Here is a 14,961-nt window from a genome sequence, read left to right as displayed (position 1 = left end):
ACTTTTCAAGAGTTCAGTTAAGCTGTACTTAACTGAAGATGTCGGATCGCCTTCCCCCACTCACCGCCTTACGCGCCTTTGAGGCCGCTGCGCGCCATATGTCCTTCGCGAAAGCCGCAGAGGAATTATACGTGACTCCAGCCGCGCTTTCTTATCAGATCAAATCTCTTGAGGAGCATTTGGAGGCACCGCTGTTCCACCGCCTCAATCGCGCTGTCGCACTCACGGAAATCGGCAAGACCCTTGCTCCCGGCGTTCAGGAAGGATTTCAGACCCTATCCTCAGCTTGGCGCAGCGCGCAACGCCAGACCGACGACGCGACTTTGATGGTCACCGCCGGTCCTGCCTTCACTGCCAAATGGCTTGCCCCGCGCTTTTATGAATTTGCACGCGCGCACCCAGAGATCGACCTGCGTTTCTCCGCAACCCTACGCAATCTGGACTTCAACCGTGATGAGGTGGATGTCGCGATCCGCTTTGGCGAGGATCGCAAGGAAGCTGGCCTTTGGTCCTTCCCGATGGCCCGTGAATGGGTCACCCCGGTTATGGTGCCAGAGTTGGCAGAGCGGTTCCCCACTATAGAGAGCCTCTCTGGCGCCACGCTGATCCACGATGAATCAATAGACTTCCTGCGGCCCCGCGCAGATTGGGCCGCATGGTGCCGCCTGATGAACCTCGATATCGACACCAGCCATGGCCCACGCTTCACCGGCGCAGATCATAGTATCGACGCTGCGCTAGCAGGAGCAGGAATTGCTTTGGGTCGACGTGCGCTGGTGGTGAAAGACATCTATGAAGGACGCCTCGTTGCCCCATACGGACAGGCCATTTCCCTCAAAGCTGGGTTTCGCTTTCTCTGCTGCGAAGGCACTCAGACCCGCCCGCATATTGCTGCATTCCACGCATGGATGATGAAAGAGATTGAAAAGACAGCCGCAGTGACGGAAGCCTTAACCCTGACACCCATTGAAGAGATTTTCCCCGCATGACGCGCAGCAAAGCCACCGCCACGGGTTTCATCGCAGTTCTGCTCTGGGCGTTGCTGGCGCTTTTCACCGTTGGCAGCGCCCCCACGCCGCCTCTGTTGCTGAACGCGCTCTGCTTCACCATTGGCGGCACCCTTGGCGTTGTATGGGCCGCGGTCACAGGCGAATGGCGCGCACTTTCGAAGGTACCGTTCAGAGTCTACCTCTTTGGGACAATCGGCCTCTTTGGCTATCACGCGCTATATTTCGGCGCTCTGCGCTTGGCACCAGCCGCGGAAGCCGGACTAATTGCATACCTTTGGCCGCTCCTCATTGTGCTGCTCTCAGGCCTGCTGCCCAGTGAAAAGTTACGGGCGGGCCACCTGCTCGGCGCGCTCTTGGGGTTTGTCGGGGCCGCCTTGATCATTGGCGGTGGCGGGATCGGCTTTAACCCACAACATTTACCCGGATACGCATTGGCTCTTGCCTGCGCTTTCACCTGGTCGGGCTACTCAGTGTTTTCCCGCCGCCTCGGCGATGTGCCTACCGTTTCTGTTGTGGTGTTTTGCCTTGCCACCGCGGTACTTTCCGCCGGCCTCCATATCCTCTTTGAAGACACTGCCTGGCCGGACAGCTCCTTGGGCTGGGGCTCCGTCGTAGCGCTCGGTCTGGGCCCGGTAGGCTTGGCCTTCTATGTTTGGGACATCGGAGTAAAGCGCGGCGACATTCAACTCTTGGGTACCGCGTCTTATTCGGCACCTATCTTGTCGACCTTGGCTTTGGTGGGTTTTGGCTTTGCAGAACCGACCTTACACTTGGTGGCCGCTGCCTTGCTTGTGACTGGCGGCGCCATACTCGCCGCGCGCGCCAGTCTAAAATCTAACTAGAACTCATATCGAGAGACGCGTGATCTCTTCTTTAAGTCGGAGCTTTTGCTTCTTTAGGTCGGCGATGGCGAGGTCACTGCTGCCTGGCGAACGTTGTTCCTGTTCGACTTGATCAGAGAGGGCTTCATGTTTGCGTTTCAGCTCTTGCAGGTGTGCGCTTACGCTCATCTTGGTCTCCTATCCAAACGATCTTTAGCCCAAACAGTGCAGCACAGAATTTATCGCCTGTCACGCCCCGACTGTGTCGCATTCGAAACACAGGAAAATTTCCGCCAACGCGCGGCCCAACCTTCGCAAAACTGACGCAAAACCGCGCCGATTTCCCCTCGAATCATTTCTGGCAAGAAGACTATTTTTTTGGAAATGGGAGCGGAGCGCCTTCTCGCAAAGCAGCCCGCACCTGAGGCGTATAACTTTCCCCATCTCGCAAGTGTTCCGCCCCCTCATGCATCAACAAAGGCGCATGCAGCTTAAACGCCCCGCGCCCACCTTTGCGCCCGCGCACCAACACCAAGCCTGCGGCGCGCCCTGCCCGCGCTTGAAGCGGCAAAACCTCCAATGAACCCAACACCGGCATCATCGCTGAAAGCAGCTCGGGCATCTTCTCTGCGCGGTGCACAAAGGTTGCTGTGCCTTTGGGAGCCAACCGCTTCGCAGCCACAGAGACCCACGTGCTCAAAGGTGTCAGTTCGCCTCTTGCCAGATCGCGCCCCATGTCCTGAGCCAGTGTTCCCGCTGCCCGATCAAAATAGGGTGGGTTCGCAAAAATGTGATCAAACTGCCGCTGTCTAAGCTCCTCTGGGAGCGCCGCCAAATCAGCTTCCCAGATCGTGGCATCCACATCGTTTTCCTGAACATTCTTTCGCGCGAGAGCTGCATAGACAGGCTGTATCTCCACGGCGTCACAGGCCAGGCCATCAACCCGTTTGTACAAACACAAAAACGCGGCGCCCGCCCCACAGCCCAGCTCGAGGACACGATCACCGGGCTTGGCCGGGATAGAGGCTGCCAGGAGAACCGGATCCACGCCGGCCCGATAGCCATCTTTGGGCTGCCAAAGTTGCACACGACCATTCAAAAAGGCGTTTTTGGTGAGCGCCCGGCTCATACTGGCCGGCCCAGCGCGATCTCGTTATCGCGCATAACCCGCTCTGCTTGCTGCAAATCTGCTGATCGCACCATCAAACGACGCGGGAATATTCCGATCCCGCCTTCGAGGATGCTCATATTTACGTCCATTTCAAAGCAGTCTATACCCTCCCCCTGAAGCAGGGCTGTGGCGAATGCGATGATGGTCGGATCTGTGCTGCGCAAAAGCTCTTTCATAATGGGGATGTAAAGTCAGGGATCGCCGAATGTCGACCCCTCACATCAGGAAGTCACAGATGAGCCTCGATCACGCAGCAAGTAAACCGCATGAAGCCCTCGCCACTCTTTTGCGCAACGATATGGAGGCCGTGACCGGCCTGATCCAGGAGCGTATGGCCTCTGAACATGCGCCACGAATTCCTGAGGTCACAGCGCATCTGGTTGGCGCGGGAGGCAAGCGCCTGCGCCCGATGCTCACCCTCGCCGCAGCGCGCCTCTGTGGCTACGAAGGCCCCTTTCATGTACATCTCGCAGCCACTGTGGAGTTCATCCACACAGCGACGCTTCTACATGACGATGTGGTCGACGAAAGCGCCCAGCGCCGCGGCCGCCCAACAGCGAATCTCCTCTGGGACAACAAAAGCTCTGTCCTTGTTGGCGACTATCTCTTCTCCCGCAGCTTTCAGCTGATGACAGAAACCGGATCAATCGACGTTCTGCGGATTTTGTCCAATGCTTCGGCAACCATCGCAGAAGGTGAAGTGCTGCAGCTCACTGCCGCCACCGATCTTCGCACCGACGAAAACGTGTATCTGCAAGTTGTGCGCGGTAAAACAGCGGCGCTTTTCTCCGCTGCGACCGAAGTTGGCGGCGTGATCGCAGGCGCGGACCCGAAATTGGTCAAAGCACTTTTTGACTACGGTGATGCGCTTGGTATCGCATTCCAGATCGCCGACGATCTGCTGGATTATCAAGGCGACACCGCTCAGACTGGCAAGAACATCGGTGATGATTTCCGCGAGCGCAAACTCACCCTGCCGGTGATCAAAGCGGTCGCTCAGGCCACAGAAGAAGAGCGGGAATTCTGGGTGCGGACCATTGAGAAGGGCCGCCAAGAAGACGGCGACCTCCAGCATGCCCTCGCGCTGATGGCCAAATATGACACGCTCACAGCAACGCGCGATGATGCATACGCTTGGACCGCAAAGGCCAAAGCCGCGATGGAACACCTTCCGGAGCACGCCATCCGCGACCTGCTAATTGGCATCGCCGACTACGTGGTGGAGCGCCTCAACTGAGCCGAAAACTGGCGTTTCTAGCGCCAGCTCTTTCCGCAGTCCTGGACCGGTTGAAACCACCAGTCTGGCCGTTTCGCACGGATTTTTTCCGCTGCCGCATCACGCGCCATCCCATCTGTGAAAATTGCAAAACAAGTTGCGCCAGATCCCGACATTCGGGCCAGCTGGCAGCCATCGCTGTCTCCCAGCAGCTGAAGCGCTTCTGCAATAATCGGCTCAAGCGCTATGGCAGGGGCCTGCAGGTCATTTCGCTGACCAGCGAGCCACTCAAGCGCGGCTTCCCTATCACTCCATGCTGGCATCCGACCCGGCATTGGCGCGTTTGTTTTCGCATTTAGTCCACGAAACACCTCCGGAGTGGAGACCGCAACGCGCGGATTGATCAGCAGCATGGGCCACGCAGCGCCTGCGCCCAAACGCGCTACATCGCCACCAATACCGCTCATCCGCGCCCAGCCGCCCTTCAGGCACACCGGTACGTCCGCCCCAAGCGCGAGCGCAGCATCTTCGGAAGGCAACGGCAGATCGTAGAGCGCGCACAAAGCGCGCAGCGTTGCTGCTGCGTCCGAAGACCCCCCGCCGATACCTGCCGCAGCCGGTAAGTTCTTTTCCAGCGTGATTTTGGCGGTCACCCCCAAATAATCAGCAGCTCTTCTAACAAGGTTGCTGCTGTCGGTCGGGACTGGACCTGCCAAAGGCCCCGTCACGTCCATCGTGGTCTCACCTGCTTTTTCGACCCAGATCCGATCCCCGAAGTCGGCAAACATCACAAGGGAATCCAATAGATGATACCCGTCAGCGCGTTGGCCGGTCACATGTAAGGTCAGATTGATCTTGGCAGGCGCAAATGCCTCAATTTTCATTGGCAGCCGTCAGAGGCGCAGCCCCTTCTTCTTCGAGAACAGCATCCAGGCCCTCTTCCAATTTACGGCGAATGCGCTCCGGATCGGCCTCTTCCACGGTATCTGCATCGACAAAGCTCAAGGCTCGGCGCCATTGGAACTGAGCTTCCAGCTTACGCCCGACTGCCCAATAGACGTCGCCCAGATGATCGGTCACCACAGGGTCGACCGGCATCAACTCCACCGCGCGCTCCATATGAGCCACAGCTTCGTCATAGCGTCCAAGACGGAACAAAACCCAACCGAGGCTGTCCACGATATAGCCACTATCAGGACGGGCCGCGACAGCGCGCTCAATCATATCCAGCGCTTCGTCCAGTTTGATTTGCTTCTCGACCAGAGAGTAGCCCAGATAATTCAGCACCTGCGGTTGCTCCGGGTTCAGCTCCAAAGCCTTGCGGAAATCCGCTTCTGCCTTTTCCCATTCCCCCAAGCGCTCGTAGCTGATGCCACGTGCGTAGAACAGGAACCACTGGCGCGGCTCTAGTTCGTCGTAAAGATTGATCGAGTCGTTGTAGGCGGCAACGGCGCCCGCAAAATCGCGCTCCTGACGGCGCAGGTCCCCCAATGCGGTGTGGACATAGGCAACATCCCCGTGGCTGCGCGTCAGCTGCTCAAGCACCTCAAGCGCGGCTTCAGTCTTACCCGTTTCCCGCAGGGCCTCTGCGCGCCCCAATTCGGCTGCGTGAAACGAGGGATCATCCGCAGGAACCTTCTGATAGGTCTGGGAGGCCAATTCATAACGACCAAGCGTTTCCAGAAGCTCCGCGGTCATCAACAAAGCCTCAGTATGCGTTGGGCGCAAATACTCAGCGATCCGGGCATAGAGCAGCGTGTAATCCGCATTGGCCTCATTGCGCAGCGCGCTTGCGATAGAGTGATAAACCTCTGCAATGCCGTCCGCCGCACTTGTTACATGCGTGAATGGCAAGGTCTCCCCGGCGACCAGGCGATCGCGGATCTGGCGCAAGGCCGGGTCAAGATCGTTGCCAAAGGCTTCGTCAATGCGCGCAATCGCATCTTCAGTGCGATCCAACTGAGACAGCACCTCAACTTCGCTCATCACACCACGACGGGTCAGCTGCAGACCATCCATAGTGCCCGCGTCAAACACCGCGAGCGCTCCTTCAAAATCGCCAACCGATGCCAAGGCCATGGCTTTGTGATACTCTGCGAACCCGCCAAGCCCCGGCTCTTTGGACACCTCATCAAATGCGGCAAGTCCTTCAGACATCTCGCCGCGGCCAATTTCGGCCCAGGCCTTCAACAACCCATCCACCAGAGGACCAACACCGCCCTTTTCCAGACGATCGATCAGCTCGGAGAAGTTCCCATCCTCAACAAGCCCTGTGGTCAGTGCCATTTCCGCAAGCTGGCTGTGGTTGCCCTCCGCAATCATCTTGCGTGCAATCGGCATCGCCCGATCAATCTGCCCCAAAGACAGAAACGCCAGAACAGCGTTTTCCTGCAGCATTGGATTGCCGGCATCGCGGGTCAGCGCCTGAGTGAAATACCGCGCGGCTTGGCTGTAATCAGACTCATAGGTTGCTTGCCGCGCCGCGAGATAAGACCCCGCCAAGCCATTTGCTTGAACTGGGAGCGCCATCGCCGCCAAAACCGCCGAAATGGCAACCGATCTGAAAAGCTTATTGGCCACGTGAAACTCCCATGTTCATGCCTTCCCTTGAACCTAGTCGCGCCCATTGCCACGCGCAATGGCGCACCGGCGAGAATGCGCGCAAAACAGATCAAGTTTTTGAGGGATGCGCCGGGTTTTATGCAATTCCGCGCGGCAAATAAAAGCCCCGACCAGCGGTTGCTGATCGGGGCGATTTCATACACTGCGGCCTTGGTTGGGCCAGTTTCGCTTACATGTTCGGGTAGTTTGGCCCGTCGCCGCCTTGCGGCGTGACCCAAGTGATGTTCTGGCTTGGGTCTTTGATGTCGCAGGTTTTGCAGTGCACGCAGTTCTGGAAGTTCACAACAAAGCGCGGATCTTTGCCCTCTTCTTCAACCACTTCGTAAACGCCCGCAGGGCAGTAGCGCTGCGCTGGTTCTGCAAACTTCGGCAAGTTCACAGACACTGGTGTGTCAGGGTTGGTCAAACGCAGGTGGCAAGGCTGGCTTTCTTCATGGTTCGTCATGGAGAAGCTCACGTTGGTCAAGCGGTCAAATGACAGCTTCCCATCTGGTTTCGGATAATCGATCGGCTTGTGCTTGCTGGCCTCTTCCGTGGCCTCCGCATCGTTTTTGCCGTGCTTCACGGTGCCAAACAGGGAGAACCCAAGAGTGTTTGTCCACATGTCCAAACCACCCAGCATCAGGGACGCGGTGAGGCCCCATTTGGACCAGATCGGCTTCACATTGCGAACCTTCTTAAGGTCTTGACCAATAGCACCGGTGCGCACTTCTTCTTCATATGCGCTCAGCTCGTCGCCAGAACGCTCTGCCTTGATGGCTTCAAAGGCAGCTTCCGCCGCGGCTTTGCCGGACAGCATCGCATTGTGGTTGCCCTTGATGCGCGGCACGTTGACCATACCGACCGAACAGCCAAGCAACGCAACACCAGGCGCCACCATCTTCGGCATGGACTGATAGCCACCCTCAGAAATAGCGCGTGCGCCGTAAGCGACCCGTTTGCCGCCTTCGAGCAGCTTGGCCACCTTTGGGTGATGCTTGAAGCGCTGGAACTCCATGTATGGGAACAGATGCGGGTTCTTGTAGTTCAAGTGCACCACGAAGCCCACATACACCTGATTGTTCTCAAGGTGATAGATGAAGGAACCACCGCCCGCATTGCTGCCCAGAGGCCAGCCCATGGTGTGGGTGACTTCACCTTCGTTGTGTTTCGCCGGGTCGATTTCCCAGATCTCTTTCATGCCAACGCCGAATTTCTGAGGCTCTTTGCCGTCCTGCAGATTGTATTTGGCGATCACTTCTTTCGCGAGCGACCCACGCACACCTTCCGACAGGAAGACGTATTTGCCGTGCAGCTCCATGCCTGGCTCAGTGCCAGGACCGTAAGAGCCATCTTCTTCCAGACCGAAGACACCAGCCACAACGCCTTTGACTTCGCCATTGTCGCCATAGACCAGCTCTGAGCATGCCATGCCTGGGAAGATCTCTACGCCCAGCTCTTCTGCCTGCTCCGCCATCCAGCGGCAGACGTTGCCCATGGAAACAATGTAGTTGCCGTGGTTGTTCATCAGCGGTGGCATCGGGAAGTTCGGGATACGAATTTCACCGGCTTCACCCAGCATGTAGAAGTTGTCTTCTTTCACCGGGGTGTTCAGCGGCGCGCCTTTTTCCTTCCAATCAGGGATCAGCGCGTTCAGCCCGCAAGGGTCCAGAACAGCACCGGACAGGATATGCGCCCCGACTTCAGAGCCCTTTTCCAACACAACAACGTCAAGGTCCGCATCTAGCTGTTTCAGACGGATCGCTGCAGACAGACCCGCAGGGCCCGCGCCAACGATGACAACGTCATATTCCATGGCTTCGCGTTCGATTTCCGACATTGGCTTCCCCTTTCGGATCGCTGGGTAATTTTCTTTCGCATCTGCTAACGTGTCTTTAATCGATCCGTCAATCGGAACCCAACGACATTTCGCCCCAATAGCGCGTTTTTGCGGCACGCTCGGATATTTCTTCTTGCAAAGGGTGCGCCACTTGCATTTGAAAGAGGCCTCAGTGCATTCTGCACCGCAACAGTTGAAACAGAACTGCCGCCCTGTGTTTAAGGCGGCCAAGGACCAACGGGACCGCACCCATGGAAAAAATACCAATGACTCGCGCCGGTCACTCGGCGCTCGAAGCGGAATTGAAGCAACTCAAAACGGTGGAACGCCCCGCGATCATCGAGGCAATCGCCTCTGCGCGCGAGCTCGGCGACCTGAAAGAGAACGCGGAATACCATTCAGCCCGTGAAAAACAGGGCTTCATTGAAGGGCGTATCAAAGAGTTGGAAGGCGTGATTGGTCTTGCCGAGGTCATTGACCCCGCAACCCTCTCTGGCGCCATCAAATTTGGTGCAACCGTCACTCTGGCTGACGAAGACACAGACGAAGAGAAAACCTGGCAAATCGTAGGCGAGCACGAAGCCAATGTTGAAAAGGGCCTTCTCAACATCAAATCCCCGATTGCACGGGCGCTGATTGGCAAAGAAGAAGGCGATAGCGTCGAAGTCCGCACCCCCGGCGGTGAGAAAAGCTACGAAGTCCTGAGTATCGCGTACAAGTAACCCGATGGCCACCACACGCACTGGCATGAAAGACGACACCGAATCCCAGTCAACACCGCTGGGTATTTACGACAAACCTCAGCAGCCCAAGATCACCGCAATCGAATGGATTGCGGTCGGTCTCAGTTTTATCTGGCTGCTTGGCGCCGTCATTTTCTTTCTGATCCTTCCGTCAAATCCAGTAGAACAAGCTGACGGCGTGGCGTTTTTGATGACGCTCTTTGCCGTATTCATGCCAGTTGCGATGATCTGGGTGGCGGCCACCGCCGCCCGTTCCTCCCGCGTGATGCGCGAAGAAAGCGCACGCCTTCAGGCGGCAATAGATGCCATGCGCCGCACCTATGTGCTGCAGGCACAAGGCGCACAGGCTGCGCAGGGTGTAGAGCCTTCCGTCACCAAAAAGCTCGATGAGATTGCTGCGGCCACACGTAAGACTGAAACCGCGCTGGCCACGTTCTCTACCAGCCGGGACCGTGAGGACGGTATTCGCAAGGCCCCCACAACTGACGCGCCTGCGGAAGATCTGACCGATCAGGGCACTTTGGCACTTGGCACACCTGCTGAGGAGCTGTCCCCGCCTCTCGCCCGTGCAGACTTTATCCAAGCGCTCAATTTCCCCGAAAACGCAGAAGACGCCGAAGGCTTTGCCGCTCTGCGCAAGGCGTTGCGGGACCGGCAAGCTGCACATCTCATTCAGGCGAGCCAAGACGTTCTCACCCTGCTGAGCCAAGACGGCATCTACATGGATGACTTGCGTCCTGATCTGGCGCGTCCAGAAATCTGGCGTCGCTTTGCCTCAGGCGAACGTGGCAAAGCCATCGCAGCATTGGGGGGAGTGCGTGATCGCAGCTCTCTGGCTCTGGCCGCTGGTCGCATGAAACAAGATGCGATTTTCCGCGACGCAGCGCATCACTTTCTGCGCCGCTTTGACAAGAGCTTCGTTGAGTTTGAAGAGACAGCCACCGACGCGGATATCGCCGCACTATCTGACACGCGCACAGCCCGAGCCTTCATGCTTCTGGGACGTGTTGCCGGCATATTTGACTAAGCAAAACAGGCGCCCAGGTGGCGCTTTTTTTTACAGCCCAAAGGCAGCGTAGGGGTAGTAGGCGACAAGTGTGTCTTCGCCAACCTGCATGGCCTCGTCAGGAAGCTCCACAAGCCCTTCTGCCCAGCTCAAACCGCTGATCCGGCCCGAACCTTCAGATTTGAACACCTCGGCCCGTCCGGCAACAAGTCGCGCGCGCAGATACTCGCGCCGACCGGCCTTCTTGTCTTTCTCAAACGCGGCAGGCACCCAGATAGGTTCCGACGCTTTCCAACCCGCGCCAGCCAACGCACTCATGGCAGGCTTGGCAAAAATCAAGGTGCAGACCATTGCCGCCACCGGATTGCCAGGCAGCCCAAAGACCGGCGTTCCGTTCCACACGCCCAACGCCAGCGGACGGCCCGGCTTGATTGCCAGACGCCACAGGGTCATGGAGCCGGTTTCGTTCAACAGCGCGGACATGTGATCTTCGTCCCCTGCAGACGCGCCACCGGAAGTCAGGATCATATCAGCCTGCTCTGCGGCCTGATCCAAGAAATTCTTTAGAGCCTCACGATCATCAGGCGCCCGCCCCATGTCCACCGGGGTGAAGCCAAACTGCGTGATCATGCCCAACAGCATTGGCCGATTGGCATCAAATATCTGATCTTCCCGCGCCTCAGACCCGGCTTCCGCCAGTTCGTCACCTGTAGAGATCACAGCCACGCGCAAACGTGCATACACACTCAAACCGGAGCAGCCGGTTGCCGCGATCAACGCCAGATCGGCAGGCGTCACTTGCCGCCCTTTGGGCAGGATCACATCACCGCTTGCAACGTCCTCTCCGGCCTTTCGGGTGTTCGCTGCTTTCTTGAGCGGCCCGTGAAAAGCAATCGCCGTGCCATCCGTGCTCACGTCTTCCTGCAGGATCACCGTGTCCACTCCCTCAGGGATCGTGGCTCCGGTGAGGATTCGCACCGCATGGCCTGCAGGAACCGCCCCCTCGAAGGGTTCCCCAGCGGCGGACCGCCCCTCTACGAGCGGCAGGCTTTGTGCGCCATCAACGATATCCGCATGATTTAGACCGTAGCCATCAACCGCAGAATTAGGCTGCGGCGGATTGGAGCGTTGCGCAACAACATCCTGCGCCAGAATACGTCCCAAACCTTCTGAAAGCGCCACTTGCTCGACCGGCACGCAAACATGCAACCGCTCTTCCAGGCGCTTCAAAGCTTCAGAAACCGGCGTCCAGTGGGTGTCTGCAGGCAAGGCAAAACAATCATTCTTCAGCGGTGGCGGCACCAGTTTGTTGTCTTGCACCATTGCTCTGCTCTTTTGTGTAAACGGCTGATAAAGAGGCTATATTCCAAGGTCTGACAGAATGAAATCTGCGATCTTTTTGGTATCATCAAGGTTCATCACCGGCCGATCGCTTTCCAATGCTGTGTCCGAAGCAATGGCGCGCACGGTTGGATCTTCCGGCGCGATCAGCGCATTGCCCGTCACGGCTCTATGGGCTTCTACCTTCGGATGCTTGTCCCGCTTATAGCCCTCAATCAGGACCAGATCCACCGGAGCGAGCTTCTCCAGAAGCTCCGACAGCGACGGTTCATCTTTCTCTCGCAGCTCACGCATCAAGGCCCAACGCGCGCGGCTGGCGAGCAAGACCTCGCTTGCCCCCGCCTCGCGGTGCCGATGGCTGTCTTTGCCCGGCTGGTCCACATCAAAACTGTGGTGCGCGTGTTTGATCGTGGAAACCGTCAAGCCCCGGCTGGTGATTTCCGTCACCAAGCGCTCCATCAATCCAGTTTTGCCAGAGTTCTTCCAGCCGACAACGCCATAAACCTGCTTCACTTTGTGGGGTCTCCTGCCAACCGGCGCGCCTCTTGCAGATCGTCCGGGGTATTCACGTTAAAAAAGGGATCTATCCCGGTTTGGGCAAAGATGGCTTGACCTGCATCATGTTTATCCGTCCACAGGACAACTTTTCTGAGCCCCTCTTGCAAAGCCGCCCTCAGATCATCCCTAAGCGCCACAGGCCAAAGGCCGAATGTGGGCTGGCGCCATATTTTGCCGTCCGGTTCGCGCGACGCAGAGAGTGCAAGCACATGCGGTTTGCCTTCTGCGGCCAGCAACAAACGCGGCACCAGATCACACGGGAAAAACGGCGTGTCTGCAGCGGCGGTCACAATGGCATCCGACCCCTGCTCTGCCGCCCAATCCAAACCTGCCAGCACCCCGGCCAAAGGTCCGGGATAGCCCTCGAGAGAATCCGGCAACACAGGTAAATCGAGATCATCAAACCGCGCAGCATCGCCATTGGCGTTCAGCGCCAATCCGGCAACCTGGGGCTCGAGCCGCTCGATAACATGCTCCAGAATGCTGCGTTGACTAAGCATCAAGCGCCCTTTGTCGCCGCCGCCCATGCGCGTGGCCTGCCCTCCTGCAAGGATCACTCCGAGTGGTTGCTTCACGTTTTTGCTCCGCTCTTGCGTCCGTGTTTGCGCGCTTCCTCCGGCACGCGGTTGGGATCAACATCCCGCAGCAGGCGGTCTTCGCCGCTCAGGCAAACAAACCGCTGACCGCGCATGCGTCCGATCAGCGTCAGCCCGACTTGTCGTGCAATTTCAACGCCCCAGGCGGTGAACCCGGATCGCGAGGCCAGCACCGGTATGCCCATCAAAGCGCATTTGATGACCATCTCAGAGGTCAGCCGGCCCGTGGTATAGAGCACCTTATCTGAGGCACTTGCTTGCTCCTGAAACATCCAGCCCGCGATTTTATCAACCGCGTTGTGACGCCCGACATCTTCCATATAGACCAGCGGCTGATCACCCTGACAGAGCACCGTGCCATGGATGGCTCCGGCTTCCAGATAGAGCGAGGGCGTGCGGTTGATCTTATGCGCCAAGGCATAGAGATCACTAGTTCGGATGGTGCTTTGCGGCAGGGTCACATTCTCAAGCCCCTCCATCATATCACCAAACACAGTGCCCACTGCACAGCCGGATGTGCGGGTCTTTTTCTTCAGCTTCTCTTCGTGGTTCGTCTCGGTTGCGGTGCGAACAACAACAACTTCGAGTTCCTCATCATAGTCCACGCCGGTCACGTCATCGGTCGGCTTCAGCATTCCTTGATTGAGCAAAAAACCAAGCCCGAGATATTCCGGGTAATCCCCAATTGTCATCGCGGTGACGATCTCGCGACTGTTGAGATAGATCGTCAGAGGACGCTCCTCGACAACCGAAATCTCGGTGGGTTGACCAAATTGATCTGTGCCCACCACGGCGCGTGTCAGCCGTGGCGCCTTTGGGTCGGGCGCGATCAAATAGTCTGCCAAATCTGATGCTTCTGACATGCAGCCTCCTCCACATCGCACTGAAACCTAATCAGCTTTCGCTGCCTTGACCACCACCAATCAACCACGTTTCAGCTATCCCCACGCATTGCATCCCCAACCGGACTTGGGTAGGCCTTGAGGGCTTTATTTTTTGAGCGAGTCTCATGACATCCTACTTTGATCGAACCGAGTTCCTGCGCGGTGTTCGCCATGGTCTGCCGTTTCTGCTGGTGGTGGGGCCCTTTGCCCTGCTCTTTGGCGTGGTCGCGACCGAGGCGGGCTTGCCGGTGGTGCAAACCCTTGCTTTTTCAGTGGTTGTGATCGCTGGCGCGGCGCAGTTTACCGCTCTTCAACTGATGGCGGAGAATGCGCCGACGGTTGTTGTGATTGCCTCTGCGCTGACGGTGAACCTGCGCCTAGCGATGTATTCCGCGTCGATTACGCCTTACTTTGGAGCCTTGCCTTTTTGGCGACGGGCTTTTGTGGCTTATGGGTTGGTAGATCAGAGCTATGCCCTTGCAATCATTGAATTTGAGAAACGCTCGGGGCTGTCTCTGGGGCAGAAATTCTCATATTTTCTGGGCTCGATCACCCCGGTTTTTCCCGCCTGGTATGCCGCGACGCTGGTGGGCGCGTTGGTGGGGCAAGCCATTCCACCCTCCTTTGCGCTGGATTTTGCGGTGCCTATCACGTTTTTGGCGATGATCGGGCCGATGCTGCGCACGAAAGCCCACGTTCTGGCGGCTGTGGTCTCTGTGATCACGGCGCTGATATTTGCATTCCTGCCCTGGAACCTCGGGCTGATGATGGCCGCTGCGGCGGGGATGATTACCGGTGCAGAAGTTGAACGCCAGGCGGAAAAAGCGAGGGATTCCAAATGAATGAGACCACAACCTGGATCATCATCATTTGCATGGGAATCGGCAGTTTCGGACTGCGCTATGTGTTTTTGGGCATCATCGGCGACCGGCAAATGCCCGAGTGGGTGCTGCGCCACCTGCGCTATACCGCTGTTGCGGTGTTGCCCGGTCTTGTGGCCCCGCTGGTGATCTGGCCAAGCGCCACAGGGGGGCAACCGGACCCGGCACGGATGGCCGCAGCAGCGGCGACGCTGGTCACCGGCTATGTCACCAAAAACATCCTTTGGGCGATCCTCGTCGGTGCGTTAACCCTTTTTGGCGGGCTCCAAATCCTCTGAAAATTTCACGTCTGT

The 14,961-nt window shown here is 57.7% G+C and carries 17 protein-coding genes; 7 read left to right on the top strand and 10 right to left on the bottom strand.

Annotation, left to right across the window (positions count from 1 at the left end; genetic code table 11):
- Positions 1-38 precede the first annotated feature (38 nt).
- Together gcvA and J7412_RS05585 are read left to right on the top strand one after the other, a co-directional pair.
- Entirely contained in the window at positions 39-989 is a 951-nt protein-coding gene (gene gcvA / locus J7412_RS05590; protein WP_209077785.1) for a transcriptional regulator GcvA, read from the top strand.
- Positions 986-1,852 carry an EamA family transporter gene (locus J7412_RS05585; RefSeq protein ID WP_209077784.1) on the top strand — a complete coding sequence of 289 codons (867 nt, stop codon included), beginning with the start codon at positions 986-988 and terminating at the stop codon, positions 1,850-1,852. The genes gcvA and J7412_RS05585 overlap by 4 nt, the downstream gene beginning before the upstream one ends.
- Positions 1,853-1,855: 3 nt before the next feature.
- Here J7412_RS05585 and J7412_RS05580 read toward each other — a convergent pair whose 3' ends face one another.
- The 3 genes from J7412_RS05580 to J7412_RS05570 all read right to left on the bottom strand — a co-directional run bounded on the left by J7412_RS05580 (position 1,856) and on the right by J7412_RS05570 (position 3,178).
- Entirely contained in the window at positions 1,856-2,020 is a 165-nt protein-coding gene (locus tag J7412_RS05580; protein ID WP_209061549.1) for a YdcH family protein, read from the bottom strand.
- 181 nt (positions 2,021-2,201) lie between these two features.
- A complete protein-coding gene (locus J7412_RS05575) occupies positions 2,202-2,960 on the bottom strand; it encodes a methyltransferase (RefSeq protein ID WP_209077783.1) in 759 nt (252 codons plus the stop codon).
- A complete protein-coding gene (locus J7412_RS05570; protein ID WP_209061553.1) occupies positions 2,957-3,178 on the bottom strand; it encodes a DUF2007 domain-containing protein in 222 nt (73 codons plus the stop codon). Before J7412_RS05570 ends, J7412_RS05575 begins: the two co-directional genes overlap by 4 nt.
- 59 nt (positions 3,179-3,237) lie before the next feature.
- On the opposite strand from J7412_RS05570, the gene J7412_RS05565 reads away from it, so the two are divergent.
- Entirely contained in the window at positions 3,238-4,239 is a 1,002-nt protein-coding gene (locus J7412_RS05565) for a polyprenyl synthetase family protein (RefSeq protein ID WP_209077782.1), read from the top strand.
- 17 nt (positions 4,240-4,256) lie between these two features.
- Here J7412_RS05565 and J7412_RS05560 read toward each other — a convergent pair whose 3' ends face one another.
- From J7412_RS05560 to J7412_RS05550, 3 genes are all read right to left on the bottom strand, one after another.
- The gene (locus tag J7412_RS05560) at positions 4,257-5,102 is read right to left on the bottom strand and encodes a 4-(cytidine 5'-diphospho)-2-C-methyl-D-erythritol kinase (protein WP_209077781.1); all 846 of its coding nucleotides are present in this window, start codon (positions 5,100-5,102) and stop codon (positions 4,257-4,259) included.
- On the bottom strand, positions 5,092-6,798 hold the full coding sequence (locus J7412_RS05555; protein WP_348540466.1) for a tetratricopeptide repeat protein: 1,707 nt from the start codon (positions 6,796-6,798) through the stop codon (positions 5,092-5,094). The genes J7412_RS05560 and J7412_RS05555 overlap by 11 nt, the downstream gene beginning before the upstream one ends.
- A gap of 211 nt (positions 6,799-7,009) precedes the next feature.
- Entirely contained in the window at positions 7,010-8,659 is a 1,650-nt protein-coding gene (locus tag J7412_RS05550) for an electron transfer flavoprotein-ubiquinone oxidoreductase (protein ID WP_209061559.1), read from the bottom strand.
- A 251-nt stretch (positions 8,660-8,910) separates the two neighbouring features.
- Here J7412_RS05550 and greA point away from each other — a divergent pair, with 251 nt between their 5' ends.
- The gene (gene greA / locus J7412_RS05545) at positions 8,911-9,381 is read left to right on the top strand and encodes a transcription elongation factor GreA (protein WP_209077780.1); all 471 of its coding nucleotides are present in this window, start codon (positions 8,911-8,913) and stop codon (positions 9,379-9,381) included.
- Between the two features lie 25 nt (positions 9,382-9,406).
- Positions 9,407-10,429, top strand: coding sequence for a hypothetical protein (locus tag J7412_RS05540; RefSeq protein ID WP_209078311.1), 1,023 nt, complete (start codon positions 9,407-9,409; stop codon positions 10,427-10,429).
- A 30-nt stretch (positions 10,430-10,459) separates the two neighbouring features.
- Here J7412_RS05540 and glp read toward each other — a convergent pair whose 3' ends face one another.
- Genes glp through fdhD form a run of 4 tightly spaced genes read right to left on the bottom strand, consistent with a single transcriptional unit; the run spans position 10,460 to position 13,766 of the window.
- Complete coding sequence (gene glp, locus J7412_RS05535) at positions 10,460-11,731, bottom strand: gephyrin-like molybdotransferase Glp (RefSeq protein ID WP_209077779.1); 1,272 nt, start codon at positions 11,729-11,731, stop codon at positions 10,460-10,462.
- Between the two features lie 36 nt (positions 11,732-11,767).
- Positions 11,768-12,262 (bottom strand): molybdopterin-guanine dinucleotide biosynthesis protein B, encoded by a 495-nt coding sequence (gene mobB, locus J7412_RS05530; RefSeq protein WP_348540465.1) that lies wholly within the window; start codon positions 12,260-12,262, stop codon positions 11,768-11,770.
- Entirely contained in the window at positions 12,259-12,882 is a 624-nt protein-coding gene (gene mobA / locus J7412_RS05525) for a molybdenum cofactor guanylyltransferase MobA (RefSeq protein ID WP_209077778.1), read from the bottom strand. Before mobA ends, mobB begins: the two co-directional genes overlap by 4 nt.
- Complete coding sequence (gene fdhD / locus J7412_RS05520) at positions 12,879-13,766, bottom strand: formate dehydrogenase accessory sulfurtransferase FdhD (RefSeq protein WP_209077777.1); 888 nt, start codon at positions 13,764-13,766, stop codon at positions 12,879-12,881. The genes mobA and fdhD overlap by 4 nt, the downstream gene beginning before the upstream one ends.
- A gap of 146 nt (positions 13,767-13,912) precedes the next feature.
- On the opposite strand from fdhD, the gene J7412_RS05515 reads away from it, so the two are divergent.
- Both J7412_RS05515 and J7412_RS05510 read left to right on the top strand, forming a co-directional pair.
- Positions 13,913-14,629, top strand: a complete 717-nt coding sequence (locus tag J7412_RS05515; protein ID WP_209077776.1) for an AzlC family ABC transporter permease — start codon at positions 13,913-13,915, stop codon at positions 14,627-14,629.
- Positions 14,626-14,946: an AzlD domain-containing protein gene (locus J7412_RS05510; RefSeq protein ID WP_209077775.1), complete on the top strand. Its 321-nt coding sequence runs from the start codon at positions 14,626-14,628 to the stop codon at positions 14,944-14,946. Before J7412_RS05515 ends, J7412_RS05510 begins: the two co-directional genes overlap by 4 nt.
- The last annotated feature ends 15 nt before the right edge of the window (positions 14,947-14,961 follow it).

It is taken from the genome of Shimia sp. R9_3 (genome assembly GCF_017743755.1).
Classification (GTDB): domain Bacteria; phylum Pseudomonadota; class Alphaproteobacteria; order Rhodobacterales; family Rhodobacteraceae; genus Shimia.
The sequence above is the reverse complement of the archived record's forward strand: the minus strand, read 5'-3'. Positions and strand labels throughout refer to the sequence as shown.